The organism is Nonomuraea sp. IBHARD001 (genome assembly GCF_056106265.1).
In genome coordinates, this window is sequence record NZ_JBWBBW010000002.1 from 3,912,785 (window position 1) to 3,938,315 (window position 25,531).

28 protein-coding genes are annotated in these 25,531 nt (G+C 70.9%); 17 read left to right on the forward strand and 11 right to left on the reverse strand.

Annotated elements, in window-relative coordinates:
• Positions 1-18 precede the first annotated feature (18 nt).
• Positions 19-579, forward strand: a complete 561-nt coding sequence (locus tag ACTWNK_RS19880) for a C40 family peptidase (protein WP_474305861.1) — start codon at positions 19-21, stop codon at positions 577-579.
• Position 580: 1 nt separating this feature from the next.
• Here ACTWNK_RS19880 and ACTWNK_RS19885 read toward each other — a convergent pair whose 3' ends face one another.
• Positions 581-1,363, reverse strand: a complete 783-nt coding sequence (locus tag ACTWNK_RS19885) for an MBL fold metallo-hydrolase (RefSeq protein ID WP_474305862.1) — start codon at positions 1,361-1,363, stop codon at positions 581-583.
• Between the two features lie 144 nt (positions 1,364-1,507).
• On the opposite strand from ACTWNK_RS19885, the gene ACTWNK_RS19890 reads away from it, so the two are divergent.
• Complete coding sequence (locus ACTWNK_RS19890) at positions 1,508-2,143, forward strand: TetR/AcrR family transcriptional regulator (protein WP_474305863.1); 636 nt, start codon at positions 1,508-1,510, stop codon at positions 2,141-2,143.
• Positions 2,144-2,254: 111 nt separating this feature from the next.
• On the opposite strand, the gene ACTWNK_RS19895 is transcribed toward ACTWNK_RS19890, so the two are convergent.
• Both ACTWNK_RS19895 and ACTWNK_RS19900 read right to left on the reverse strand, forming a co-directional pair.
• Positions 2,255-3,160 carry a hypothetical protein gene (locus ACTWNK_RS19895; RefSeq protein ID WP_474305864.1) on the reverse strand — a complete coding sequence of 302 codons (906 nt, stop codon included), beginning with the start codon at positions 3,158-3,160 and terminating at the stop codon, positions 2,255-2,257.
• Positions 3,161-3,401: 241 nt separating this feature from the next.
• Positions 3,402-3,788 (reverse strand): hypothetical protein, encoded by a 387-nt coding sequence (locus tag ACTWNK_RS19900; RefSeq protein ID WP_474305865.1) that lies wholly within the window; start codon positions 3,786-3,788, stop codon positions 3,402-3,404.
• Positions 3,789-3,869: 81 nt separating this feature from the next.
• Here ACTWNK_RS19900 and ACTWNK_RS19905 point away from each other — a divergent pair, with 81 nt between their 5' ends.
• Positions 3,870-4,298 carry a MarR family winged helix-turn-helix transcriptional regulator gene (locus tag ACTWNK_RS19905; RefSeq protein ID WP_474305866.1) on the forward strand — a complete coding sequence of 143 codons (429 nt, stop codon included), beginning with the start codon at positions 3,870-3,872 and terminating at the stop codon, positions 4,296-4,298.
• A 64-nt stretch (positions 4,299-4,362) separates the two neighbouring features.
• Here the strand turns inward: ACTWNK_RS19905 and ACTWNK_RS19910 are convergent, their stop codons facing one another.
• The 3 genes from ACTWNK_RS19910 to ACTWNK_RS19920 all read right to left on the reverse strand — a co-directional run bounded on the left by ACTWNK_RS19910 (position 4,363) and on the right by ACTWNK_RS19920 (position 7,022).
• On the reverse strand, positions 4,363-5,235 hold the full coding sequence (locus ACTWNK_RS19910) for a bile acid:sodium symporter family protein (protein WP_474305867.1): 873 nt from the start codon (positions 5,233-5,235) through the stop codon (positions 4,363-4,365).
• A 97-nt stretch (positions 5,236-5,332) separates the two neighbouring features.
• A complete protein-coding gene (locus ACTWNK_RS19915) occupies positions 5,333-6,484 on the reverse strand; it encodes an alkaline phosphatase PhoX (protein WP_474305868.1) in 1,152 nt (383 codons plus the stop codon).
• Between the two features lie 88 nt (positions 6,485-6,572).
• On the reverse strand, positions 6,573-7,022 hold the full coding sequence (locus ACTWNK_RS19920) for a protein-tyrosine phosphatase family protein (protein ID WP_474305869.1): 450 nt from the start codon (positions 7,020-7,022) through the stop codon (positions 6,573-6,575).
• A 67-nt stretch (positions 7,023-7,089) separates the two neighbouring features.
• On the opposite strand from ACTWNK_RS19920, the gene ACTWNK_RS19925 reads away from it, so the two are divergent.
• From ACTWNK_RS19925 to ACTWNK_RS19935, 3 genes are all read left to right on the forward strand, one after another.
• A complete protein-coding gene (locus tag ACTWNK_RS19925) occupies positions 7,090-7,503 on the forward strand; it encodes a YchJ family protein (RefSeq protein WP_474305870.1) in 414 nt (137 codons plus the stop codon).
• A 129-nt stretch (positions 7,504-7,632) separates the two neighbouring features.
• Positions 7,633-8,052: a YciI family protein gene (locus tag ACTWNK_RS19930; protein ID WP_474305871.1), complete on the forward strand. Its 420-nt coding sequence runs from the start codon at positions 7,633-7,635 to the stop codon at positions 8,050-8,052.
• Positions 8,033-9,325, forward strand: a complete 1,293-nt coding sequence (locus ACTWNK_RS19935) for an RNA polymerase sigma factor (protein ID WP_474305872.1) — start codon at positions 8,033-8,035, stop codon at positions 9,323-9,325. The genes ACTWNK_RS19930 and ACTWNK_RS19935 overlap by 20 nt, the downstream gene beginning before the upstream one ends.
• Here ACTWNK_RS19935 and ACTWNK_RS19940 read toward each other — a convergent pair.
• The 3 genes from ACTWNK_RS19940 to ACTWNK_RS19950 form a co-directional block, all read right to left on the reverse strand.
• Positions 9,273-9,779: a hemerythrin domain-containing protein gene (locus ACTWNK_RS19940; RefSeq protein WP_474305873.1), complete on the reverse strand. Its 507-nt coding sequence runs from the start codon at positions 9,777-9,779 to the stop codon at positions 9,273-9,275. The genes ACTWNK_RS19935 and ACTWNK_RS19940 overlap by 53 nt on opposite strands.
• Positions 9,780-9,864: 85 nt before the next feature.
• Positions 9,865-11,121, reverse strand: coding sequence for a cytochrome P450 family protein (locus ACTWNK_RS19945; protein ID WP_474305874.1), 1,257 nt, complete (start codon positions 11,119-11,121; stop codon positions 9,865-9,867).
• Between the two features lie 21 nt (positions 11,122-11,142).
• Positions 11,143-11,883, reverse strand: a complete 741-nt coding sequence (locus tag ACTWNK_RS19950) for a TetR/AcrR family transcriptional regulator (RefSeq protein WP_474305875.1) — start codon at positions 11,881-11,883, stop codon at positions 11,143-11,145.
• 91 nt (positions 11,884-11,974) lie between these two features.
• Between ACTWNK_RS19950 and ACTWNK_RS19955 the strand changes: the two genes are divergently transcribed.
• The 11 genes from ACTWNK_RS19955 (at position 11,975) to ACTWNK_RS20005 (ending at position 22,560) form a co-directional block, all read left to right on the forward strand.
• Positions 11,975-13,168, forward strand: a complete 1,194-nt coding sequence (locus ACTWNK_RS19955) for a GNAT family N-acetyltransferase (protein WP_474305876.1) — start codon at positions 11,975-11,977, stop codon at positions 13,166-13,168.
• A gap of 67 nt (positions 13,169-13,235) precedes the next feature.
• Complete coding sequence (locus tag ACTWNK_RS19960; protein ID WP_474305877.1) at positions 13,236-14,417, forward strand: DUF5685 family protein; 1,182 nt, start codon at positions 13,236-13,238, stop codon at positions 14,415-14,417.
• A 574-nt stretch (positions 14,418-14,991) separates the two neighbouring features.
• Positions 14,992-16,074, forward strand: a complete 1,083-nt coding sequence (locus tag ACTWNK_RS19965; RefSeq protein ID WP_474305878.1) for an ABC transporter substrate-binding protein — start codon at positions 14,992-14,994, stop codon at positions 16,072-16,074.
• Positions 16,071-16,826, forward strand: a complete 756-nt coding sequence (locus tag ACTWNK_RS19970) for an ABC transporter permease (RefSeq protein WP_474305879.1) — start codon at positions 16,071-16,073, stop codon at positions 16,824-16,826. The genes ACTWNK_RS19965 and ACTWNK_RS19970 overlap by 4 nt, the downstream gene beginning before the upstream one ends.
• Positions 16,823-17,569 carry an ABC transporter permease gene (locus ACTWNK_RS19975; protein ID WP_474305880.1) on the forward strand — a complete coding sequence of 249 codons (747 nt, stop codon included), beginning with the start codon at positions 16,823-16,825 and terminating at the stop codon, positions 17,567-17,569. Before ACTWNK_RS19970 ends, ACTWNK_RS19975 begins: the two co-directional genes overlap by 4 nt.
• Positions 17,566-18,342: an ABC transporter ATP-binding protein gene (locus ACTWNK_RS19980; protein WP_474305881.1), complete on the forward strand. Its 777-nt coding sequence runs from the start codon at positions 17,566-17,568 to the stop codon at positions 18,340-18,342. The genes ACTWNK_RS19975 and ACTWNK_RS19980 overlap by 4 nt, the downstream gene beginning before the upstream one ends.
• Positions 18,326-19,687 (forward strand): amidohydrolase family protein, encoded by a 1,362-nt coding sequence (locus tag ACTWNK_RS19985; RefSeq protein ID WP_474305882.1) that lies wholly within the window; start codon positions 18,326-18,328, stop codon positions 19,685-19,687. Before ACTWNK_RS19980 ends, ACTWNK_RS19985 begins: the two co-directional genes overlap by 17 nt.
• On the forward strand, positions 19,672-20,472 hold the full coding sequence (locus tag ACTWNK_RS19990; protein WP_474305883.1) for an MBL fold metallo-hydrolase: 801 nt from the start codon (positions 19,672-19,674) through the stop codon (positions 20,470-20,472). Before ACTWNK_RS19985 ends, ACTWNK_RS19990 begins: the two co-directional genes overlap by 16 nt.
• Entirely contained in the window at positions 20,457-21,308 is an 852-nt protein-coding gene (locus tag ACTWNK_RS19995; protein ID WP_474305884.1) for a sulfurtransferase, read from the forward strand. The genes ACTWNK_RS19990 and ACTWNK_RS19995 overlap by 16 nt, the downstream gene beginning before the upstream one ends.
• A complete protein-coding gene (locus ACTWNK_RS20000) occupies positions 21,305-21,871 on the forward strand; it encodes a YceI family protein (protein ID WP_474305885.1) in 567 nt (188 codons plus the stop codon). Before ACTWNK_RS19995 ends, ACTWNK_RS20000 begins: the two co-directional genes overlap by 4 nt.
• A complete protein-coding gene (locus ACTWNK_RS20005; RefSeq protein ID WP_474305886.1) occupies positions 21,868-22,560 on the forward strand; it encodes a GntR family transcriptional regulator in 693 nt (230 codons plus the stop codon). Before ACTWNK_RS20000 ends, ACTWNK_RS20005 begins: the two co-directional genes overlap by 4 nt.
• 87 nt (positions 22,561-22,647) lie before the next feature.
• Here the strand turns inward: ACTWNK_RS20005 and pgi are convergent, their stop codons facing one another.
• Positions 22,648-24,288 carry a glucose-6-phosphate isomerase gene (pgi, locus tag ACTWNK_RS20010; protein ID WP_474305887.1) on the reverse strand — a complete coding sequence of 547 codons (1,641 nt, stop codon included), beginning with the start codon at positions 24,286-24,288 and terminating at the stop codon, positions 22,648-22,650.
• A 12-nt stretch (positions 24,289-24,300) separates the two neighbouring features.
• Positions 24,301-25,497 carry a cytochrome P450 gene (locus ACTWNK_RS20015; RefSeq protein WP_474305888.1) on the reverse strand — a complete coding sequence of 399 codons (1,197 nt, stop codon included), beginning with the start codon at positions 25,495-25,497 and terminating at the stop codon, positions 24,301-24,303.
• Positions 25,498-25,531 lie beyond the last annotated feature (34 nt).

The following is a 25,531-nucleotide window of genomic DNA, read 5'->3' on the forward strand; positions in this document are numbered from 1 at the left end:
CGCAGGATGAACCCTGCCATGACGACAAATCGACTACGCGCCGGAGCCGCGGTCCTCGTCCTCCTGCTGCTGGCCGCGACCGCCTCGGTCCCCATCGCCGAGATCGCACTCCCCAGGGTCGTCGCCCTGGCCTACGCCGTCGAGAAGCGCGACATCGCCTACTCCTGGGGCGGCGGCCACGGCGCCGAGCCGGGCCCCTCGACGGGTACCTGTCTCGGCTACACCGGATCGATCAAGCCGTGCCCGGCGACCAGGACCAGGGGCCTGGACTGCTCGGGCCTGGCCCGCTGGGTCTACGCGCTGGCCGCGGGCAAGGACGTGCTCGGGCCGGGCAACACCGACGACCACGTACGGCGCATGCGCAAGGTACGCGTCGGCAGGCCGGGCGACCTCGTCTTCTTCGGCAAGGTGACCAGGAAGCGGATCAAGACCCACCACGTGGGCATCTACCTCGGCGACGGCAAGATGATGAACGCCCCCGAGACCGGAGCGGTCGTCCGTGTCGACGACATCGCCGAGAAGAAGGACTTCGCCGGCTTCTACCGCCTCGACCACTCCCTGGCCCGCGTCCTGTCCTGACCTACGGGGCGAGATCCTTGGCCTCCCCGGCGGGCGTCAGATCGACCAGCCTGTCGCCGACACCGGCCGCCTCGAAGGCCAGGACGAGCGAGGCGATGTCCTCGGAGTAGATGTTCCAGCTGTCGGTGTGCACGGCGACGACCCGGCGCGGGTCGAGATGCGCGGCCACCTGGGCCGCCCCGGCCGAGGTGAGCGTCAGCGGCGCGTTGCCGAGGATCGCGGGTGTACGGGCGGCGCCGGCGAACAGCACGGCCGTGTCGATCGGGCCGATCTCCGCCCTGACCCGGTCGCCGACCTCCTTGGCCAGGACGACCGAGGCGTTGTCCCCGGACACGTAGGTGATCGGCACGCCGTCGCCGCTGAGCACGAACCCGGTGACCTCGCCGTCGGCGCCGCGGTCGACGCCGTCGGGACCGTGCAGGGCGGGCACCGCGGTGACCGTGATCGCCCCCTCGCCGGTTGGCAGCACCGACGACTGCCAGGCGGCCAGCCCCGTGACGTGCGGGCCGAGCCGTACGGCGGCGCCCGGTGTGGAGAGCACGATCGGGACGCGGCCGAGCAGGTCGCGGCCGGAGTCGTCGAGGTTGTCGTCGTGCTGGTCGTGCGAGAGGAGCACGGCGTCGATCCGGCCGACGCCATCGGGGCCGAAGGCCGGAGGCCGGGTCCGCTCCAGCCCGCTGGGATAGCGCCTGGGCCGGTCGAACGTCGGGTCGATCAGGATGCGCGCACCGGCGATCTCCAGGATGGCGGTGGGGCCGCCCACGTGGGTGACGGTGAAGGTCATAGAGGACACCGGCTCTCATGCTTACGAGTAATCGGACATCCCACAGGCCGTCTGACCGGCGGGATGTATTCAACGCTAACACAACATGTAAGCGTCGATTACAGGCCACCATGCGAGACTGTTAGCGCTGCTATCGTGGAACGCATGTCGACGGCACGAGAGCGCATCCTGGAAGCGACCGCCGAGCTGCTCGCGGGCAAGGACGCGCTGGCCGTCTCGACCAGGGCGATCTGTGACCGGGCCAAGGTCGGCATGCCGGAGATCTACCGTCAGTTCGGCGACAAGCAGGGGCTGCTGACCGCGGTCGCCGATCTCGGCTTCGAGCGGTTCCTGGCCGGCAAGCGGCGCAATCCGCTCACCGGCGATCCGGTCGCCGACCTGCGGGCCGCCTGGGACGGTCACCTCACGTTCGCCCTCGGCAACCCGCATCTGTACCGGCTGATGTTCACCCCGACCGGCGACGAGCGCCCGCAGGGCATCAAGGAGGCGCACGCCCTGCTGCTCGCGGCCGTCGAGCGCTGCCGTGCCGCGGGACGGCTGCGCACGGCGCCCGAGCTGGCCGCGCGCTCGATCCTGTCCGCCAATGTGGGCGTGTGCCTGATGGCGCTGTCGTTCCCCGAGCCGTTCGGCGGGCTCGACATCTCGCAGGCCGTACGCGATGCGGTCATCGGCAAGGTCACGGGCGACGAACGGGAGGACACACGCGTCGCCGCCGCCACCGTGCTGGCCCGGTCGCTGCTGGCCACACTCACCGGGGAGAACGCGCCGGACGCCTTTTAGTAAAGCAATCCCGAGCCGCCTTCCGAATGCCGGGAAAAGAAATGGCGGCCGGGAATTAAATGCGGCTCGGCCCTCCATCCGAGTGGGGATGGAGGGCCTTTGGGGAGGAGATCAGCCGGGCGGGAAGTTTCCGTTCTTCGCCACGGGCAGAGCCAGCTGGCTCGCACCCGCGAGCGTGGCGCGCTCGGCGGGCAGATGCGCGAGCACGGGGTTGATGTGCCGCAGGGCCAGCGACACCGTGGGCAGGGTGGAGGGCGCGACGATGTCGAACTTCTCCAGGTCGATCCACCTGACGATGTTGAGCACCGCCGTCGGGATGTTGTCACCGGCCTTCAGCACCGGCACGCACAGCTGGCGCGCGTTGGTGACCTGAACACCGTGCGTGGGGATCGTCGGGGACAGGACCGGGTTGAGCTGGCGCAGGGACAGCTGCCGGTTCAGCGGTGTGTTGGGGGTGATGGCGTAGCACTTCAGGTCGATGTGCCTGATGAGCCGCAGCACGTCGTCGGGCGGCGTCGCGTTGTTCTTGACGACCGGCACGCACAGTTGCTGCGGCGTGGTGAGCGAGACCTGAGTGCGCGGCAGGCTCTGCAGCAGCGGGTTGAGGTGGCTCAGCACCAGGCCGGTCGTCGCCGTGGCGCCGGAGATCTTGTAGCAGGCCAGGTCGATGAACTTGATGAAGTCGATCGCCGGGGACGGCGGCACCTGCGTGTTCTTGGAGACGGGCACGCACAGCTGCTCACGCTGGCCGAGTGTGACGGTCTCGGTGGGCAGGTTGGCGAGCACCGGGTTGAGGTGACGCAGCGTGAGCGTCGTGGCCGGAGGCTGGTACGGGCTGGTCTTGAAGCACTCGAGGTCGAGGTGGGCGGTGAGGTCCTTCGGCGTCGGCAGCGCGGGCGCCGCCGAGGCGGGCGGCACGCACAGGAACAGGAGGGACAGCACCGCGAAGGCAGTCGAGGCGAGGCGGAGGAACTTCGGTTTTCTACGACCGTGAATTCCGGTTACGGCTGGGTCCACTGGGGCTCCATAAAGCTGGGGGGTGGGCCTTCTTGACGCCGATTGTGTGCTGCCGTGACCGGACTTTCAATATTGCAGCAACATTTTTTGGAACGCGTTATTCGGATCGTCCTGACAGGGAATTATTGCCGTGTAGAAAAGTGTTGTCAGGGTGTTTGACAATCGAACTCCCGACATATTGCGATGTGCACAATACGACGACATGGACCCTGAGGTCAGGTCCGTGCACCGCCGCGCGCGATCAGCCTGGATCCCGCGCGGCGGTGCGCGCCTGCCGCAGGGCCGAGACGGCCAGCACGGCGACGGCCGCGGCGTCGAACAGTGCGCCCGGCGCCACGACCGGACCGGGCAGCGCCGCGACCAGCACCATGAACGCCGACTTGGTGACGATCGCCGCCACCCCCACCGGCACCCGTACGGCGGGCGCGAACGCCGACCAGACGACGGCCGCGCCGAGCACGCCCTGCAGCAGGCCCCTGTGCTGCAGCAGGGCGAGGAGCATGGGATCGGCGGGAACGGCCAGCCCGTACGCGGGCGTGAGCGTGCCCGGCCAGGCGAGCGCGAGTGCCGGCGTCATGGTCCCCACCCCGACGACCAGCAGGCTCGCCCGGATCACGCGCTCCCACATGCGCACCTCCACTGATAATCAGTAGTGCTGACAATCAGCCTAGCGAATTGAGTTGATCTGTAAAGGGCCTAGATTGGGTCCATGAGCAACCGGATCGACGGCCAGACCGGCTATCTGCTGGTCAAGCTGGGTGTGTCGGCAGGCGCGGTGTTCGAACACGCGCTGGCCCCGCTGGGACTGCGGGCCAAGCACATCCGTGTGCTCGGCTTCATCAGCGAACAGACCCTGTCGCAGCAGGACCTGTGCCTGCTGACCGGCCTCGACCGCACCACGATGGTGGCCGTCGTCGACGAGCTGGAGAAGCTCGGCCACGCCCGGCGCGAGCGCAGCGCCACCGACCGCCGCAAACACGTCGTCACCCTGACCGCCCAGGGCGGGCAGGCGCTCGGCGAGGCGATGGGACGGCTCGGCGAGGCGCAGGAGCAGTTCCTGGCCCCGCTCAGCCCGCCCGAACGCGACCAGCTGCACACCCTGGTGTCCAGGCTCTTCTCACCACACGCCCACGCCTGAACGACACGGGCGGGGCGTCAGGCGACGGCGCCACACACCCGCGCCTCAAGGACGCGGGCGTGCGTCAGGCGACGGCCGCGTCGCTCTCGCGCCCGGCCCTGGCCCGCAGCAGGAACCCGGCCCCGGCCGCGGTGAAGAACATCAGCACGCCGTACGCGGCGGCGGGCACGGCCATCTGCGTGTCGGCCAGCATGGAGACCGCCACCGTGATCGCGAGCGTCGCGTTGTGGATGCCGATCTCCATGCACGAGGCGATCGACTGTGCCCGCCCGACCCTGGCCAGGCGCGGCGCCCAGTACCCGACGGCCAGGCTGATCACACTGAACAGCAGCGCGATGAGCCCGACGGACTGGATGTAGCCGCCCAGATTGGCCCGCTCCTGCAGCAGCGCGCCCACGACGACCGCGACCAGGATGACCGCGGACAGGATCTTCACCGGCGTCGACATCCGGGCGGCGAAGCGGGGCAGCCAGGCCCTGATCGCCATGCCGACCGCCACCGGGACCAGCACGATGGCGACCACCCGCAGCGACTCGCCCGCGTGCAGCCCGAGCGGCGCGCCGTCGGCCGCGAAGTACCCGAGCGCGAAGTTCGTGATCAGCGGCAGCGTCAGCACGGCCAGGATGGAGTTGATCGCGGTCAGCGTCACGTTCAGCGCCACGTCGCCGCCGAACAGATGGCTGTAGAGGTTGGCCGTGGTCCCGCCGGGCGAGGCGGCCAGCACCATCATCCCGACCGCGAGCGCGGGCGCGAGATCGAAGGCGAGCACCAGGCCGAAGCAGACGACGGGCAGCAGCAGCGTCTGGCAGACCAGCGCGATCACGGTCGCCTTCGGATAGACCAGGACGCGGCGGAAGTCGGCGACGGTCAGGCTCAGGCCGAGGCCGAGCATGATGATCGCGAGGGCGAACGGCAGGACGGTGCTTGCGAGGTTCATGGGGGGTGAGTCCTCATTTCCTGGTGCTCGGGATGTTTCCTGGTGCTCGATCCTGGTGCCGGTGCCGCCCGGGCCGCAGGCGGAAAGGCGCAGGGGATCAGCGCCGGAAGGGGCCGCTGACCTCGTAGGTGATGCCGCCGGTGCCCGCCCGTTCGCCGCTGACGCCGCGCTGGGAGGAGAAATACAGGCGGGAGCCGTCGGGACTGAAGGCGGGCCCGGTGATCTCGGAGGCGTCGTGCCCGGTCAGGCGGACGACGGGAGCGATCACCCGGTCGGGCGTGATGATGTTGATCTCCATATTGCCGCCGTCCTCGGCGACGTACAGGTCTCCTGACGCGACTCCCGTGATGTTGTCGACCCCGTCGAGCGCCCCGTCGCCCGAGTAGATCGCGTTGACGGTCCTGAGCGAGGTGTCATAAGCCCACACCCGGCGATCGCCCTTGGCGGTGAAGTAGCAGACGCCGTCGGCGTAGTGGCAGCCCTCGCCGCCGTCGAAGTGCAGGGCGGCGTCCACCTGGTGCCTGGTCTGACGCCCACGCGGCCCGGGCATGGCGTCGGGCACCTGCTGCCACTGCACACGCTCGCCCTCCGTGCGGCAGAGCACCTCCAGCCGCCCGGACGACAGGTCGCCCCAGGCGTCGGGGATGAAACGGTAGAAGCAGCCGTCCTGCTCGTCCTCGGTCAGGTAGATCACCTGCCGGTCGGGATCGCACGCCGCCGCCTCGTGCTTGAACCTGCCCATCGCCGGACGCGGCACCGCCTGCTCGCGGCCGTAGGGGTCGCACTCGAAGACCCGGCCGCGGAAGATCTCCTCGCACGACAGCCAGGTCCGCCACGGCGTGCTGCCGCCCGCGCAGTTGACGTCGGTGCCGTCGAGGATGCGGTAGGCCCGTTCGATCCGCCCGTCCGACCCGAACCTGATCGCCGATGCGCCTCCCACCAGCGGCACCTCGGAGTTCGACACATAGATCCAGCCGTCGCCCGCACCGAAGCAGGCCCCGCCGTCGGGCGCCGGATGCCACACCGCCCCGCCGACGTACCGTCCCGACCTGGCCACCACCCTGCTCCGGAACCCGGCGGGCAGCGCCACCCCGTTGCCGTCGGGCGCGCCCAGCCGGCCGTAGGGCCCGGCTCCCGCCGCCACCCGGCCAGGAGCCGAGCCGATCGCCGCGCCCTGCCAGAGCGCACCCGCGAAGGCGACGGCCCCCACCCCCGCCGAAGCGGTCAGCAGGAACGTACGGCGATGCATGGCGGCTCCCACCCGTCGAGTGCGTCGTGTGCACACCATGCAGCTTTTCGCGCCGGATGGGAATCGGCCGGCCGGAAATTCCCGGCGACTACCCGGTACGGCGAGCGGCGAAGGCACGCACCCAGCGCCGCTGCCACGGCGTCTCGACCGCACGGGGACGGTGGTTGGCCCGCGTCCAGGCGACTGCCTCGTCGGCGCCGAGCCCGTCCATCGTGGCCAGACAGGCGATCACCGTGCCCGTCCTGCCGATGCCGCCCCCGCAGGCCACCTCGGCCCGTGTGCCCGCCGTGACCCGCTCGTGCAGGGCGACGACGGCCGCCTCGGCCGCCTGCCGGTCCGAAGGCAGCCAGAAGTCGGGCCACAGCAGCCATTCGTGCGCCCAGCCGATGCCCCCGTCGTGACGGCCGCGCAGCTTGGCCGAGCCGAGATAGAGCCCGAACTCGGGCTCCGGGCCTTGCGGCGGGCCGTCGCGCAGCCCACGCCCCCTGATCCAGCCGCCGCCGGGAAGGCGGAGGGCTCCCTCCAACATGATCGTCATGCGAGTCATTGTGCAGGACGGCCGCGCGTGCACAGGGCCGGAGGCGACCTCCTGACAGAATGACGACATGTCCCGACGCAGCACGCAACGGCCACGACCGCCGGGCCCCACCGCTCCCTGCCCGTGCGGCCTGCCCGCCGCCTACGCCGACTGCTGCGGCCGGTTGCACAGGGGAGAGGCCGGGGCGGTGACCGCCGAGCAGCTCATGCGCTCGCGTTTCACGGCCTTCAGCGTCGCCGACGAGCCGTACCTGCTGCGCAGCTGGCACGCCTCGACCAGGCCGCCGCGCGTGCCGTTCGAGCCGGGGCTGCGCTGGGAGCGCCTGGAGATCCTGGCGACCACCGACGGCAGCGCCTTCCACACCGAGGGCACGGTCCGCTTCAGGGCGCACTACGTCGAGGGCGGCAAGGCGGGCGCGATGGAGGAGCACAGCAGGTTCGTCAGGGCCGACGGCGCCTGGGTGTACGTCGGGCCGCTCTAGCGGGTAGGACGTCATCGCAGGTCAGAACGGTGCGAAAAAATCCCGCCGGATGTGTCGAAGGCGGCGGGACGGCTCCGACGTCTCCTGCGGGAAGGCGCCACACGGGCGCCGTCCGAAGGAGGGACACCGATGAAATACATGATCATGCTGTACGCCTCGCAGCGGGACTACGACGCGATGGCGGGCACGGCGGCGCCGGGCTCCACGCCGTGGACGGCCGACGACTTCGCCGCTATGGGGGAGTTCATGGAGGCCTTCCACAAGGAGCTGGTGGAGTCCGGCGAGCTGGTCGACGCCCAGGGGCTGGCCGCGCCCGTGCACTCCAGGCGGGTCGAGATGCGCGACGGCGTGTCCGTGGTGACCGACGGGCCCTACGCCGAGACGGTCGAGGTGCTGGCCGGGTACACGATCGTGGAGTGCTCCGGCTTCGACCGGGCCACCGAGATCGCCGCGGCCCTGGCGAACTGCCCGGCGCCGCCCGAGGTCAGGGCCAAGGCCCGGGCGGACGTGCGGCCGATCCTCGACGGACGTGGTGACCTCGACTCCTGACGAACCGGTCGAGAGCCTGCTGCGCGCACTGGCGCCGCATGCTCTCGGCGCGATCGTCCGCAGGTACGGGCACTTCGACACCGCCGAGGACGCCGTGCAGGAGGCGCTGATCGCGGCGGCGCTGCAGTGGCCGCGCGACGGCGTGCCCGGCCATCCCAAGGGCTGGCTGATCACGGTCGCCTCGCGCAGGCTCACCGACCTGCTGCGCGCCGAGCAGGCGCGGCGGCGCAGGGAGGACACGCTCGCCCAGTGGACGCTGCCGGGAGAGCGGCTCGCCCCCTCGGCCGACAGCCAGGAGGCCAGCACGGACGACACGCTCGTCCTGCTGTTCATGTGCTGCCATCCGGCGCTGAGCCCGGCCCTGCAGATCGCCCTCACCCTGCGCGCGGTGGGCGGCCTGACCACGGCGGAGATCGCCAGGGCCTTCCTGGTGCCGGAGTCGACGATGGGCCAGCGCATCAGCCGGGCCAAGCAGCGGGTCAGGGCCAGCGGCGTGCCGTTCCGCGCACCGGAGGGCGCCGAGCGGCGCGAACGGCTCGCGGCCGTCCTGCACGTGCTCTACCTGATCTTCACCGAGGGCTATGCCAGCACGTCGGGCCCCGCGCTGCTGCGCGCCGATCTCGCGGCCGAGGCGATCAGGCTGACCAGGACCGTACACGCGCTGCTGCCCCACGACGGCGAGGTGAGCGGCCTGCTGGCGCTCATGCTGCTCACCGACGCCAGGACCCCGGCCCGCACCGGCGGGAACGGCGCGCTGATCCCGCTGGCCGAGCAGGACCGCAACCTGTGGCGTGCTGGGCAGATCGCCGAGGGCGTCGCCCTGGTCACCGAGGCGCTGGCGCACGGCCCCACCGGCCCCTACCAGCTCCAGGCGGCGATCAACGCCGTGCACGACGAGGCGCCGAGCGCGGCGGCGACCGACTGGCCGCAGATCGCCGCCCTGTACGAGGTGCTGGTCCAGGTGTCGGGCAATCCGGTGGCCGCGCTGAACCACGCCGTGGCCGTGGCGATGGTGTCCGGCCCTCCGGCGGGCCTGGCCCGGCTGCAGGAGCTGGAGGCCGACCCCAGATTGGCGGCACACCACCGCCTGCATGCCGTACGGGGGCATCTGCTGGAGCTGGAGGGGCGCACGCGCGAGGCGGCGGGCAGTTACCGGCGGGCGGCGCGGCTGACCGGGAGCCTGCCCGAACGCGACTACCTCGACGCCAGGGCCGCGCGCCTCACGTCCGCAGGAACGCCGGGCCCGGCGGAAGGGACCACCGCGGCGGGCTGAGCTCGTCGAGCGCCGCCGCGATGCGTTTCTCCTCGTAGCGGAAGTGCGTGTGCAGCACGGCGGTGATGCCGTCGAGTTCGCGCCGCACGCGCAGGGCGGCGTCGGCGTCCGGTCGTTCGCCGAGGCCGTCGATCAGCTCTTGCAGGGTGCGCAGCGCGCCGGTGACGAAGGCGTGGTCGTGGGCGAGCTGTTCGATGACCGGGCGCAGCCGGGGGTCGTGCTCGGCCAGCAGGGGGAAGACGTCGTCGTCCTCGCCGGTGTGATGCCGGGTCAGCGCCGAGCAGAAGGCCAGGCAGTGCGCCCGCAGTTCCTTGGGCCTGACCCCGCCGCCGTCGAGGAAGGCGTCGAGGTCGTCGCTCAGGTCGGCCAGCTCGTCGCTGAGGTGGCGGTGCACGTCGATGAGTTGCGCCCCGAAGGCGGTGATCCGGTCGGGGGAGGTGCTTGAGTCGTTCACGCATGTCCAGAGGTACGGCGCCTCCATGCCCTCGGTGGTCTGTATGCCGGGTGCACTGCGACGCAGACCGGCGATTGCACCACCTTCATCGGTCGCTGTCAAGGCGCAACAGCAGTGCGGTCAGCCGCCAGGAGAAGGGCAGCAACTGGCGTTCGAGCTCGTCGGGCGCCACCGCGAGGGCCAGGCGCGGGAAGCGGCGCAGCAGGGACCCGAACGCCACCTCGCCCTCCTGCCTGGCCAGTGCGGCCCCCAGGCAGTAGTGCAGGCCGTACCCGAAGCCGACGTGCACCTCGCGCCTGCCGTCGGTCTCGCGGCCGATGTCGAAGCGCTCGGGGTCGTCGAACCTGCGCGGGTCGAAGTTCGCCGAGACCAGCACGGCGACCACCGCCTCGCCGCGGCGGACCAGCCGCCCGCCGATCTCCACGTCCTCGGCGGCGTAGCGCACCCGCGTCCCGTGCACGGGCCCGCTCCAGCGCATCAGCTCGTGCACCGCGAGCGGCAGCAGCCCGGGGTCCGCGCGCAGCCTGGCCAGCTCGCCGGGGTGGGTCAGCAGCGCGGCCGTGCCGTTGCCGATGAGGTGCGCGGTCGTCTCGTGCCCGGCCAGGACCAGGGTGAGCACCATCGTGATCAGTTCGGTGTCGCCGAGCCGGTCGCCGTCCTCGTCGTGCACCCTGATCAGGGCGCTGAGCAGCGCGTCGTCGGGCGCGGCGCGGCGTTCGACGATGAGCTCCCGGATGGAGGCGACCATCTGGCGCAGCGGCTCGACCATGGCGCCGGGCTCGAAGGAGAACAGCGCCTTCCCCCACCGGCGCCAGTGCGGCCGCTGCTCCTGCGGGATGCCGACCAGCTCGCAGATGACGGTGATCGGCAGCGGGTAGGCGAAGTGCTCCAGCAGGTCGACCACACCGTCGTCGGCCAGGCCTGGCAGCCCGTCGAGCAGCTCCTCGGTGATCGTCTCCACCCTGGGGCGCAGCTCGGCGATCCGCCTGACGGTGAAGGCGCGCGAGACGAGCCTGCGCAGCCTGACGTGGTCGGCGCCGTCGAGGTCGAGGATGCTGTCGAGGACGTACTTGGCGTGGTCGGCCGGGATGCCCCTGGCCTCGATCACCTTCTCGCGGATGTTGGTCACATCGGCGCCCACACCGGCCGGGTCGTTGCGGAACCTGGTGTCGCTCAGCACGGTCCTGACGTCGTCGTAGCGTGTGATCAGCCAGACGGGAGCGCCCTCGCCGGGGAAGATCGCGGGCGCCGCGCCGTCGCGCTCGCGCAGCCGCGAGAACGTGCGGAACGGGTCGGCCATCACCTCGGGGGCGAGCAGGTCGAGCGGTGCCTGTGTGCTCATGGTGCCTCCTTCGTGGATGCTTCAGATGAGCATGTGCCTGCCGATCTCCTCGTCGAGCCGGTCGAGCAGGCCCTGATAGAGCTCGATCACGTACGGCGCCGCCGCCTCGGCCGCGCCCGGCGCTGGAGCGCCCGGCGTCTCGAAGGCCGTGCGGACGACGTGGGCCAGCATCTCGGCGGTCTCGCCGATGCCCGGCATGTGGCCGGGCATGAGCGGCTCGATCGTCAGGAACCCGGTCAGCACGGCGACGAACGCATGCCGCTGCACGTCGGGCGAGGTCTCGGCGGTGACCAGGCCGTGCTCACGCAGCACGGCGAAGACCTGGTCGAACGTCCGCACCCGCTGGTCGAGCAGAGGGCCGAAAAGCCCGGCCGCGCTCCTGGCGAGGCTGCCGAGCGTCTCGGTCTCGCCCAGCACGACCGTGCGGACCACCGGGTCCTCGTGCACGGCAACATAGAACATGCCCGCCATGACACTGGGCAGCACGGCGGCCGGGTCGGCCCGCAGGGCGTTGACGAACGTGGTGAGCATCCGGCTCTGTGAGCGCATGAGCACCGAGATGAACAGCACCTCCTTGGTGGGGAAGTGCAGGTAGACCGTGCCCTTGCCGATGCCCGCCCGGCGGGCGACGTCGTCGACCGTCACCCGCCTGTAGCCCCACGCGACCAGCAGCTCGCCCGCCGCGTCGAGGATCCAGCCGGCCCGCCTGCCGCGCTCGGCCGCCCCTGCCGACTCTTTGACCGGATCGAGATTCTCAGTCATCTCGTCAACGCTAGGCGCGGCGGCGCGGACTGACAAGGGCGGGCGGAAAAGGGCTGGCCGCAACACCGGTCGTCTCTCTAGCCTGAAACACATGATCGTTGTCAGGGAGGTCGATGAGCGCGACCTCGGTCAGGTCTTCGACCTGGGCGACCTGGTCTTCCATGCCCGCACCGGCGACGAGGAGCGCGAACGGCGTTCCTATCTGCTGCGGCCCGCCGTACGCGTGGGGTGTTACGACGGGGAGCGGCTGGTCGGGTTCGCGGCGGCGCTGCCCAAGCGGCTGGGGGTGCCCGGGGGGTCGCTGGCGTGCGAGGCGCTCACGTATGTCATGGTGCAGCCCACCCATCGCAGGCGCGGGCTGCTCACCTCGATGATGCGATGGCTGTGGGAGCGGGCCGCCGCGCCGCTGACCGGGCTGTTCGCCTCCGAGGCGACGATCTACGGCAGGTACGGCTTCGGGCCCGCCGACCAGGCCGTCCACCTGGAGGTCGACGCGGACCGGCCGCTGGCGTTGCGCGTCACGCCCGACCCCGGGCCGTTGCGGCTGGTCGATCACGACGAGGCGCCCGGCGTGCTGGCGCCGATCTACGAGCGGGCGGCGGCCGGGCGCCCGGGGCAGTACGTGCGCGACGAGCGCTGGTGGCGCGAGCACGTGCTGTCGGCGCACGAGGACGCCGACGAGGACCTCGGACCCGCGCGTGTGGTCGTGCTGGGCGACGCCGGGTATGCCGTCTACCGCACCAAGGGCGGCCAGGACTCGGGCAGCGTGTACGTGGCCGAACTGGAGGCCGACAGCGCCGCCGCGCAGGCCGCGTTGTGGGTCTATCTGACCTCGATCGACCTGACCGCCCAGGTCACCAGCCTGGCCAGGCCGGTCGACGACCCGCTCCCGCTCATGGCCGCCGACCTCGACGCCGTCAGGGTCACCCGTACCTGGCCGGCCCTGTGGCTGCGGCTGGCCGATCTGAGGACGGCACTGGAAGGCCGGTCCTGGGCGCGCGACTGCGACCTGGTCCTGCGGGTGCACGACGGCGCGCTGCCCGCCAACGACGGGCTGTGGCGGCTGCGCACCGGCGGGTCCCGCGCCTCCTGCGAGCCGACGACGGCCGCTCCCGACCTCACGCTCGACACGCGTGACCTGGCCTCCCTCTACCTCGGCGGGATCGGCCCCGTCACCGCGATGGTCCGCGCCGGGCTGGTCGCCGAGCACACGCCGGGGGCGGGCGCACTGCTGGAGGAGGCGTTGCGGGTGCCGCTCGCACCGTTCACGGCGGACGAGTTCTGAGCTGCGGGGCGACACCCCATGGGCGGATATCTGTCACCCTTGGTGCCAGCCGTACCTAAGGGGTGCAATGTTTGGGATTGTCCGGCCGTGTCGGCATGGGCTGTGCGGGGGGCTGTTCAAGGAGTGGATGGCCCATCTGTGTGGGTTGTGCCTGGCGTTGCGTGATGAACACGGGCATGCCTCCCGGCTGGTGACGAACTACGACGGGCTGCTGGTCTCGGTGCTGACCGAGGCGCAGGCGCCCGCCTCCTCCCCGCACCGGCGGGCGGCGGCGTGCGCTCTGCGCGGGTTCAAGGGAGCGGACGTCGTCGAGGCCGAAGGGGTACGGCTGGCCGCCTCCGTCTCGCTCGTCCTGGCCGCGGGCAAGCTGCGCGACCACGTGGAGGACGGCGACGGCCTCTACCGCAGGCGCGTCGTCGCCGCGGCGGCCGGCCGGGTGGCGGACCGCTGGGCCGGGGCGGGCGAGCGCACGGCCGCGGCCGTCGGGTTCGACCCCTCGCCGCTCACCCGTGCGGTGACGGAGCAGACCAGGCTCGAACGCCTGCCCGGTGTGCGCCTGACCGAGCTGACCGCACCGACCGAGCAGGCGGTGGCGGCGGCGTTCGGCCACACGGCCGTCCTGGTCGGCAAGCCGCACAACGCCGATGCGCTGCGCGAGGCGGGCCTGCACTTCGGGCGGCTCGCCCATCTGCTGGACGCGGTGGAGGACCTGGCGGGCGACCGCGCGACGGGCGCGTTCAACCCGCTGGCGGCCACCGGCACCGGCCTGGCCGAGGCCCGCAAGCTGTGCGACGACGCGCTGCTCGGCCTGCGCCTGTCGATCGCCGACCTCGACCTCGAACGGCGCGCCCTGGTCAGAGCACTGCTCGTACGCGAGATCGGCCGTTCGGTCGACCGGACGTTCGAGGCGGCGGGCCGCCCGCCCGTACTCCCGCTCGCCGCACTCCCGCACACGCCGCACGAGCCCGGCCACGACGATCCGCACCGGCCGTCGCGCCGGGGCAAGAAGCGTCAAGGCCTGCCGCCCGACCCCGGGGGCCTGCTGTCGATGCTGTGCGCCGCCGCGACCTGTTGCAGCTGCGGCGTGTACCGGCCGCCGTGGGACGAGGAGAGCAGGCGCTCGTGCGCCGAGCGCTTCGACTGCAGCGGGTGCGAGGCCTGCGGCAACTGCGGTGACTGCTGCTCGTGCTGCGGCGAAGGCGGCTGCTGCGGAGGCGACGGCTGCTGCGGGTGCAGCTGCGACTGCTGAGGCGTCCTGGGCTTGCCGCGGCGCGGGGGATCGGGGTTGACGTCTCGGCATCGGCCTTGGGTGAGGCGTCTCGGTTGGTCCTGCGCAAGCCGTCCGGTGGTCTCGGTATCGGCTTTCCGGGCTCGTTCGGTCTGGATTCAACGCTGTTCCGGGTGCCCTCTTGTGGCCTGTATGGGCGCTTCCGGTGCTCGGGAGGCGCTCCTGGGCGGGTGTCGCCGCCTCCTGGCTGTGCCGGGTTTCTCGCCGTACGGCATAATCCCTGATCAGAGCACACGATCCTGCGCCGCGCCGCCGCGCCAGGCGCCATGTGACGCCCGGTCGAAAAGCCGATGAGATCAAGGTAAAACCTCAACGTCTCTTCAGGTCAAATTTCGACTTGTATGCAATCTGCTCATAACCTTTTGGCCACATTCCTGCCCTCATGCGCCCGATTTGTCTGTTTCGGCTGTGAAAGTTGCGACGGATGTGCCATATGTGGCATCTTAACCGCACTATCCCTACAAGCTTAGTGGGTAGTCAGGCCAACAACGGGCTTACCGTTGTATGCAATCCTGCGACCCCCCGGAGGTACCCGATGAGACGTCCAGCCGCCGCTGTCCTGATGACCGTGCTGCTGCTCGCGGGATGTGCGGACAACGCCGACAACGCCGCCACCACCCCCCAAGAAACCGCACAGGCCGCATCCAGCCCGGCCGCCAACTCCCCAGCCACCCTCGACGAGCTCAAGGCCAAGGTGCAGGGCAAGTCCCTGTCGATCGCCAGCGCGGCCTTCCCCAACCCCACCCTCACCGGTCTCTACAAGGTTCTCGAACTGCTCAAGAGCGACTTCGGCGTCCAGGCCGAGTTCAGGCTCATGGACTCCACCCCGCTCAACGCCGCGCTCATCGCCGGACAGGTACAGATCGGTCACGTCTCGCTCGGCGGCCTCGCGGCGGCCAAGGAGGCGGGCGCCGACCTGCTGGCCTTCGCCGGCAACGACCAGAAGAACCCGTTCCTTGTCGCGGGCAAGGGCTCGGCCAAGTCGCTGGCCGACCTCAAGGGCAAGCCGTTCGCCGTCTCCCAGAGCCTGACCTCGATCGTCGGCCAGACGGCCTCCCGATGCTTCGCCAAGGCGGGGCTCGACGTCACCAAGGACACCCAGCTGCTGCACCTGTCCAACATCGGGCAGATCGTCGAGTCGCTCGAAGCAGGCAAGATCGACGGCGGTATGTCGGCGACCTTCAGGCAGACCGAGCTCGACCTGGCCAAGCCCGGCGCCTACAGCGTGCTGTGCAAGGGCTGGGAGGCCAACCCCCAGCTCAACGACGTGTGGGCAGCCGACAAGAAGTGGCTCGACGCCAACAGCGACCTCGCCCTGGCCCTGGCCGTCTCCGAGATCAAGGCGGCGCGCTGGACGCACACCGACAAGGCCGGCTGGCTCGCCCTGGCCCAGGCCAACATCGAGGGCCTCACACCCGAGGCCGCCGAGCGCAACTACCAGACGCTCGTCGTGGAGCTCGACGACTGGCCGGTCAACGGCAGCCTCGACCAGACGATGTGCGACTACACCCTGGCCACCAGCAAGGAGTTCGGTGTCGTGAAGAACGACTACGCCTGCGCCGACGTGGTGACCTTCGACTACCAGAAGAAGGCCGTGGACTTCCTGGGCGTGCAATGAGCACGCCGGTACGCCACTGGCTGGTGCGAGGCGTCACGCTCGTCCTGCTGCTGACGATCTGGCAGCAGGCCGCGCAGCGGCTGCCCGCCGCGATCCTGCCCACCCCGGCGCGCGTCGGTGACGCGATCGTGCGCCTGGTGGGCGGGGGCGAGCTCGCCCAGGCCTGGGGAGAGACCGCGGTGCAGATCACGGTCGCCATGCTCGTCGCGATCGTGGCGGGCGTCGGGCTCGGTCTGCTCGTCGGGTGGTACCGCCGCCTCGACCAGCTCCTCTCACCGGTGCTCGGCGCGCTGTTCCTCACGCCGCGCATCGCACTCGTCCCGCTCATCGCCCTCTGGTTCGGCCTTCAGGACGTGGCCAAGATCGTGCTGATCCTGGCCTTCGGCTTCTTCGAGGTGTTCTTCACCGTGCGCGACGGCGTACGCGGCATGGAGCACTCCTACGTCGAACTGGCCAAGGCCTACGGCATCCCACCCGGCCGTATGTTGCGCCAGGTGGTGCTGCCCGCCGCCAGGCCGTACGTCCTGACCGGGTTGCGGCTCGGCCTGCTGCACGCGCTCGTCGGCGTGGTGCTGGCCGGGTTCTTCCTGGAGACCAGCGGGATCGGCGGGCTCATCTACAACCTGGGCGCCTCCTTCCGCACGGCCGAGCTGATCGCGGCCCTGCTGTCGGTGATGCTCGTCGGCCTGGCCGTCAACCTCGGGCTGCGCAGGCTCGAAGTGCGCATCACCCCCTGGCAGGTGACCCGATGAAGTTCAAGCCCCTGCAACTGGCCGGCATCGCCTTCCTGCTGGTGTCCTGGCAGCTCGCGGGCCTGCTCTGGCCCGACTTCACCTCCTCCCCGCTCCTGGTCGTCGAAGAGCTGGCACGGCTCACGCACGACGGCGACCTGATCGGGCTGGTCGGCTCCACCCTGGGCACGCTGCTGGCCGGATGGGCGGCGGCGGCCGTGATCGGCGTCGTCATCGGGTTCCTCGTCGGCAGGTACGAACTCGTCGCGGTCGCGCTCGAGCCGTACCTGGTGGCGCTGTACTCGGTGCCGCTCATCGCACTCGTGCCCCTGATGATCATCTGGTTCGGGATCGGGCAGGCCTTCCTGCTCGGCACCATCGTGCTGGCCACCGGCATCATGCTCGTCTTCCCCGCCGCCACCGGCACCAGGGAGAGCATGCGTGTCTACGACGAACTGGCCAGGGCCTACCAGGTGTCCGGGCGCAGGCTGCTGACCTCGATCGTGCTGCCGGGCGCACTGCCCTACATCGCGGCGGGGCTGCGCATCAGCGTGCAGCGGGCGCTGATGGCGGTGGTCGTCGGGCAGTTCCTCGTCGGCTACCCGGGCATCGGCACGCTGCTCAGCGACGCCAGGGCCAGGCTCGACGCCGACGAGGTGTTCGCGGTGGCGCTGGTGGCCCTGGTCGTCGGCGCGGTGCTCACCGGCCTGGTCGGCTGGGCCGACCGCAAACTGTCCGCTTGGCGCCCGGAGGTGGCCGCATGAGCACGATCGAGATCGACGGCGTCGGCAAGTCCTACACCGGCAAGAAGCAGAGCACCAAGGCGCTCGCCGGGGTCAACCTGACCATCGAGCAGGGCGGGTTCGTCAGCCTGCTCGGCCCGAGCGGATGCGGCAAGACGACCCTGCTCAAGGCCATCGACGGACTCGTCCCCATCACCGAGGGCGAGATCCGCATCGGCGGCGCCCCCGTCACCGGACCGGGACGCGACCGGGCCTTCGTCTTCCAGGACTTCAGACTGCTGCCCTGGCGGACCGTACTGGGCAATGTCACCTTCCCCCTGGAAGGCGTGATCCAGGACAAGGCCGAACGGGAGAAGATCGCCAGGCACCACCTGGACATGGTGGGCCTGTCGGACTTCGCCGGCCATCATCCGCACGAGCTGTCGGGCGGCATGCAGCAGCGCGTCGGCATCGCCAGGGCGCTGGCGGTCGACCCCGAAGTGCTGCTGATGGACGAGCCGTTCGGCGCGCTCGACGCCCAGACCCGCGAGCTCATGCAGGTCGAGCTGCTGCGGATCTGGGAGCTGACCAGGAAGACCGTCGTCTTCGTCACCCACAGCGTCGACGAGGCGATCTTCCTCTCCCAGAAGATCGCGGTCTTCTCCGCACGACCCGGGACCATCGCCGCCGAGTTCGAGGTCCCGTTCGCGCACCCGCGCGACGAGCACACCGTACGCGGCGACGCCCGCTTCACCGGACTGCGCCACGACATCTGGCGTCTGCTCAAGGGGGACACCCATGCCTTCTCCGAATGACCATCTGCTGATCAAGGGGGTGACCGCGCTCACCCCCGGCGCCGACCTGCACGGCGCCGACATCGAGGTACGCGACGGTGTCATCGCCGCGATCGGCCCTGACCTCCAGGCCCCCGGCGCCGAGGTGATCGACGCCACCGGCATGATCGCCATCGCCGGCTTCGCCGACTCGCACTGGCACCTGTGGGGCACGCTGCTGCGCGGCGTGATCGGCGACGGCCCCAAGAACGGCTGGTTCGCCCGCAAGGGCGCGCTCGCGCCGTACTTCACCCCCGAGGACACCCACCTCGGCGTACGGCTGGCAGCGGCCGAAGGCCTGGCGGCGGGTGTGACCACCGTGCACGACTGGGCGCACAACGTGCTCGGCCCCGAACACGCCGACGCCGATCTGCGGGCGTTGAAGGAGCTCGGCGTCCGCGCGCACTTCTCCTACGGCGCCCCGTCGGCGCACCCCTCGATGCCGGTCGAGGAGATGCGCCGGTTGATGGGCGACAGGGGCAAGGGCTTCGACGAGGCCATGGACTTCGACGACGTGGCCAGGCTGCGGTCCGAGCACGCCGGTCACCCGCTGATCTCCATCGGCGTCAACCTCAGAGGCCCGGCCCGCTCCTCGCGCCCGGTCTACCAGGAGGAGTTCAAGGCGGCCAGGTCGCTCGGCATCCCGCTGGCCATGCACTGCGCCGGTACCAAGGCGGAGGTCGAGCGCATCCACCAGGTGTCGCTGCTGGCCGACGACGACCTGCTCGGCCCCGACCTGTTGCTGGCGCACTGCCTGCACCTGCCGGACGCCGACCTGGCCCTGGTGGCCGAGCACGGCATCGCCATCACCGTCAGCCCGCTGTCGGAGCTGCGCCTGGCGATGGGCCTGCCCCCGCTGGTACGGCTGCGCGAGGCGGGAGTGAGCGTCAGCCTGTCGCTCGACACCACCGCCATCGCCGCGGGCGCCGACCCGTTCCAGGCCATGCGGGTGGCGCTCGGCCTGGCCAACACGGCCGTCGGCGACGCCGAGGCGGTGACGCCGCGCGAGATCCTGACGATGGCCACACTCGGCGGCGCCCAGGCGCTCGGGCTCGGCGACGTCACCGGGTCGCTGACCGTGGGCAAGCGCGCCGACATCGTCCTGATCAGGACCGACCGCCTGAACATGGCGCCCGTCGCCGACCCGGCGGTGGCCGTCGTGCACTCGGCCCAGCCGTCCGACGTCGACACCGTGCTCGTCGACGGGCAGGTGCGCAAGCGCGCGGGCCGCCTGACCGGCGTGGACGAGGCCGAACTGGTCGAAGCGTCCGAGCGGGCCCTCCGGGCGCTGTGCGATCGTGCGGGGTTCGCATGGCCTGGCGCGTGAAGGCGGGCCACGCCGAGATCTTCGCCCTGCGTGACGGCGAGCACCCTCTCAACCGCGACTGGCACTTCCCCGACGTGCCGGTCGAGGCCTGGGAGGGCCAGGACGAACGGCCGCTCAACTTCGGCGGCTTCCTCGTCCTCGTCGACGGCAAGGTCGTCCTCGTCGACACCGGCTGGGGGCCCTACCTGGGGCCCCCGGGCGGGCTGCACGAGCCCGCGGCCCTGCTGAACGAGCTCGCCTCGGCCGGGTTCCAGCCGGAGGACGTCGACCTGGTCGTCTTCACCCACCTGCACCCCGACCACATCGGCTGGAACCTGGTCCTCGACCCCGAACCGAGGCCGCGTTTCGGCAACGCGCGCTACCTGGTGCCGCGCCTGGACTGGCAGCACTACACGGCGCTGGCCACCAAGCACCCCAACATCGAGCAGCAGGCCATGCCGCTCGACGACCTGGGCGTGCTCGAACTCATCGACGACGGCCACCTCGTCACCCCCACGCTGCGCGCCACCGCCCTGCCGGGCCACACGCCGGGTCACACCGGCTACGTGGTCGGCGACCGCGACGCCTTCCTGCTCGGCGACCTCGCCCACCATCCGGTCGTACTGCAGGAGACCGGCTGGGTGCAGCGCTTCGACCACGACCCCGAGCAGGCCGTGGCCACCAGGGAGGCGGTGCTGCGTGAGGTCGAGCGCGACCGCACGCTGGTCGGCCTCGGGCACTTCCCGCATCCAGGACTCGGACACGTCATCAGAAAGGAGGGCCGCCGCGCATGGCAGCCCTGGTAGATCCGCAATGGCTGGCCGAACGGCTGGACGACCCCTCGACCGTCGTGATCGAGGTGCAGTACGAACCCGACATCGACGACTACTCCGCCGGCCACATCCCGGGGGCGCGTCACGTCTTCTGGAAGGACCTCACCTGGCACGAGGACGAGCGCGAGTTCCGCACGCCCGAGCAGGCGGCCGAGGTGCTCGGCTCGCTGGGCATCGGCCCCGACACCACGATCGTCCTGTACAGCGGCAGAGGGCAGTTCGCCGTCTACGCGTACTGGGTGTTCAAGGTGATGAACGGCCATGAGAACGTCCACGTGCTCAACGGCGGCAGAGGCGCCTGGGTCAGGGCGGGCCACGCCCTGACCACCGAGGTGCCCGACGTCAAGCCGGTGCCCTACGCCTCCAAGGGCGGCGAGCGCGACGACAGCAGCCGCATCCGCCGCGAGGAACTCCTCGGCCTGGTCGGCAGCCCCGGGACGCTGCTGCTCGACGGGCGCTACCCCGAGGAGTACCGGGGCGAGCGGGTCAAGCCGGGCGACGGCTTCGACCACGGCGCCGAACGCCACGGCCGCATCCCCGGCGCCGTGAACCTGTTCTTCAGGGACGTGCTGGACGAGAGCTTCACCATCCGCCCGGCCGACGAGCTGGAGCGGATCTTCCGTACGGCGGGCGCAGCGCCCGACCAGACCGAGCAGGTGGTGGCCTACTGCCGCCTCGGCCACCGGGCCAGCCTGCTCTGGTTCACCATGCACGAACTGCTCGGCTGGGACCACGTCCGCGTCTACGACGGCTCGTGGACCGAGTGGGGCAGCATCGTCGGATCACCGATCGAGAGGGAAGCACGATGACCACCGCCAATGGCTGGCCCGCCGCCGGAGTCTGGGAGCTGGACTCGCGTCACACCAGCGTGCACTTCACCATCCAGCACCTCGTGGTGGCCCGCGTGCGTGGCCGCTTCGACGGAGTGAGCGGCGAGTTCGAGGTCGGGGCCGAGCCGGAGAAGTCCAGGCTGACGGTCACCATCGACACCACCGCCGTCAACAGCGGCGTCGCCAGGCGCGACATGCACCTGCGCTCGGCCGACTTCCTCGACGTCGAGGCCCACCCGACCGCCACCTACGTCTCCACCGGCGTACGGCCGGGCGAGGACGGCTCCTTCGTGGTGGAGGGCGAGCTGACGCTGCGCGGAGTGAGCAGGCCGCTCGAACTGCAGGCGCACTACCTGGGCGCGCATGCCGACAACGGCGTCGCGCTGGTGGCGTTCAGCGGCAGTGCGCGGTTCGACCGTGAGGACTTCGGGATCACGTTCAACCGGGCGCTGGAGGCGGGCGGATTGGCCATCGGCAGCGAGGTGGAGATCGAGATCTTGGCGGAGGCGCTCCCGCAGGGCGCTGCCAGGCACGTCTCGTGACCCAAAGCCCACCACGTACCCCCACCGGCGAGGACGCCCTCGCCGGTGTGGTGGCGCGCTTGGCGGACGGCGCCCGCACGGTCGGGCAGCTGTCCTACGAAGTGATCCGCGAGTGCATCATCACCGGGGTCCTGACCCCCGGCACCCACCTGCGCCAGGAGGAGCTGGCCGAACGCATCGGCGTCTCCCGCATCCCCGTGCGTACGGCGCTGCTGCAACTGGAGTCGGAGGGCCTCGTCTCCTTCCACCCGCACAGGGGAGCGGTCGTGCGCACGCTCACGGTGGAGCAGGTGCGCGAGATCTACGAGCTGCGCACACTGGTGGAGGTGCACGCGCTGCGCAAGTCGATCGCCTCGATGACCTCGGCGCGTGCCGCCAGGCTGCGTGAGCTCGGCGAGGTCCTCGACGGGCCGCACGTGGCCGGAGGGCTGCGCGAGCAGCGGGTGGAGTTCTACCGCGAGCTGTACGACGGGGCGGGCAACTCCTTCACCATGGAGGTCATCGAGGACCTGCGCGACGTGGTGAACCGCTACCTGCTGGGCAGGCACGTCGCACACGGCCTGCGCTACCACCGTGAACTGGCCAGACTGGCCGCCAGAGGCGACGCCGACGAGGCCGAACGCGTCCTGCGCGGCTACCTGGAGGAGTACGGCAAACGCGTCGTCCAGACCGTGGCCGGCCAGGCCTGAACACCGCGTGCCCTTCCTCGTCGGCGGCGGGGAAGGGCACGCCCAGGCACAACGCCGGGTCCGCGGCGGATGAGGGCCGGGCCCGGGTCAGCGGCCGCGCAGTGTGCGGTAGCGGGCCACGAGGGCGGCCGTCGACGGGTCGGGGAGGTCGGTGGGGGGTTCGGGGGAGGTCAGGGCGGGGGCCAGGTGGCTGGCCATGACCTTGCCGAGTTCGACGCCCCACTGGTCGAAGGAGTCGATGCCCCACACGACGCCCTCGACGAACGTGGCGTGCTCGTACAGGGCGACGAGCTGGCCGAGTGTCGAAGGGGTGAGCTTCGGCGCGAGGATGGTCGAGGTGGGGCGGTTGCCGGGCATGACCTTGTGCGGGACGAGCGCGGGGTCGACGCCTTCGGCGGCGATCTGCTCGGCCGTGCGGCCGAGTGCCAGCACGGAGGTCTGGGCGAGCATGTTGGACATGAGCAGGTCGTGCATGCCCTCGACGTCGGCGTAGGGCTCGGCGAAGCCGATGAAGTCGGCGGGCACCAGACGGGTGCCCTGGTGCAGGAGCTGGTAGAAGGCGTGCTGGCCGTTGGTGCCCGGCTCGCCCCAGAAGATCTCGCCGGTCTTGACCGAGACGGGGGAGCCGTCCTCGCGCACCGACTTGCCGTTGCTCTCCATCGTGAGCTGCTGCAGGTAGGCGGGCAGGCGCGACAGACGCTGGCTGTAGGGCAGCACGGCCCTGGTCTCGGCGCCGAAGAAGTTGTTGTACCAGATGCCGAGCAGGCCGAGCAGCACCGGCATGTTGCGCTCGAACGGCGCGGTCCGGAAGTGCTCGTCGATCTCGTGGAACCCGGCCAGCATGTCGCCGAACGCCTCGCCGCCGATCGCGATCATCAGCGACAGGCCGATTGCCCCGTCGAAGGAGTAGCGCCCGCCGACCCAGTCCCAGAAGCCGAACATGTTGTCGGTGTCGATGCCGAAGGCGGCCACGCGCTCGGCGTTGGTCGAGACGGCGGCGAAGTGCCTGGCCACCGCCTTGTCGTCGCCGCCGAGCCCGTCGATCAGCCACTGGCGCGCCACCTTGGCGTTGGTCAGCGTCTCCTGGGTGCCGAACGTCTTGGAGGCGACGATGAACAGGGTGGTCGCCGGGTCGAGACCACGCAGTTTGCCCAGGAGGTCGGCGGGGTCGACATTGGAGACGAACCTGCACGAGATGCCGGCGTCGGCATAGTCGGCCAGTGCCTCGTAGGCCATCGCCGGGCCGAGGTCGGAGCCGCCGATGCCGATGTTGACGACGGTGGCGATCGGCTGGCCGGTGTGGCCGAGCCAGCGGTGGGTGCGTACCTCGTGGGCGAAGGCGGCCATCCGGGTGAGCACGTGGTGCACGTCGCCGGTGACGTCCTGGCCGTCGACGCGCAGCGGCAGGCTGCGCGGTGCGCGCAGGGCGACGTGCAGGACCGCGCGGTCCTCGCTGACATTGATGTGCTCGCCCGCGAACATCGCGGCGATCCGCTCGCGCACCCCGGCCTTCTCAGCGAGCGCGACCAGCAGCCGGAAGGTCTCGTCGGTGGCGCGGTGCTTGGAGTAGTCGAGGTACAGATCGCCCGCCGTCACGGCCATGCGCTCGCCGCGCCCGGGGTCGCCGGACAGCAGGTCGCGCAGGTGCTCGTGCTCGATGGCGGCGAAGTGCGCCGCCAGCGCCGCCCATTCAGTGGTGTCTCGAATATCTCCATGCATAGAGGCCATCTTCCCGTACCTTCACCAGATCAGGCGCAGCGACTCAGGTGAACGGTGGATGAGCGTCGCGAGCATCGAGGTGTCCGCATCGGCCAGGCGCAGGCCGGGCAGGCGCAGCGTGAGCAGTTCCAGTGTGATGCGCACCTGCTCGCGGCCCAGGTGGGAGCCGGGGCAGCCGTGCACGCCGTGCCCGAACCCGAGGCTCCTGGCCGCCTCGCGGGTGATGTCGAACGTGGCCGCCTCGCTCCATCGCCTCTCGTCGCGCCCGGCCGAGCCGTAGGCCACGAACAGCGTCGCCCCCGCGGGCAGGTCGGTGCCCGAGAGCGTCACGGGCCTGGTGACCGTACGGCGGAAGCCCTGCACGGCGGTGTCGTAGCGGACGACCTCGTCGATGGCGGCCGGGATGAGCTCGGGCCTGGCGCACAGCAGGTGCCACTGCTCGCGATGGGTGAGCAGGTGCAGCAGGCTGGTGCCGAGCAGGGCGCTGGTCGTCAGGTGCCCGGCGAGCAGCAGGTTCTGCAGGTTGGAGACCAGCTCGTCGCGCTGGGGCCTGGTCAGCTCGCCGTCGTCGGGCGCGAGGCCGCGTACGAGTTCGGAGGTGAGGTCGCCGGTGGGTTCGGCATGCCGTTTCCTGACATAGCCGTCGAGCATGTGCTGCAGCGCGACCACCTCGCGGGCCTTGGCGAGCTGCTCGTCCTCGGGCAGCTCCCTGAAGATCAGGTGTTCGGCGCTGTAGCTCCCGCTGATCGCCAGCGGCACGTCCGCGTCGTCGAACCCGAGCACCCGCCCTACGACCTCGCCGGGCAGCCGCCGCGCGAACCCCGCCATCCACTCCACAGCGCCGTCGCCCGCGAACCCGTCCACGAGCGCACGCGCCCGCTCGGTGATGTACGGCACGGCCGCGGCGACCCTGGCCGCCGACAGCCCGCGCACCAGCGGCCTGCGATAGCGCTGGTGCGCGGCGCCGTCGGAGGTGACCACGGTGGGCGACCCGCCGATCCCCTGGGCGAGCACGGCGAGCGCCGCCTGTCCCGGCATGACGTCGGGCCGCAGCGACCCGGCCGAGGAGTAGTCCTCCGGCCTGCCGAGCACCTCGCGCACGTCGGCGTAGCGGCTGACCAGCCAGGCGTCGAGCGCGGGGACGAAGGTGAGTCCCCGCGCGGCTCTGGCGCTCGCGTAGAGGGGGTAGGGATCACGTTGCAGAGCTTCAAGATCCATCCCCCCATAGTGCGGCGAACCGGGCGATCCGCGA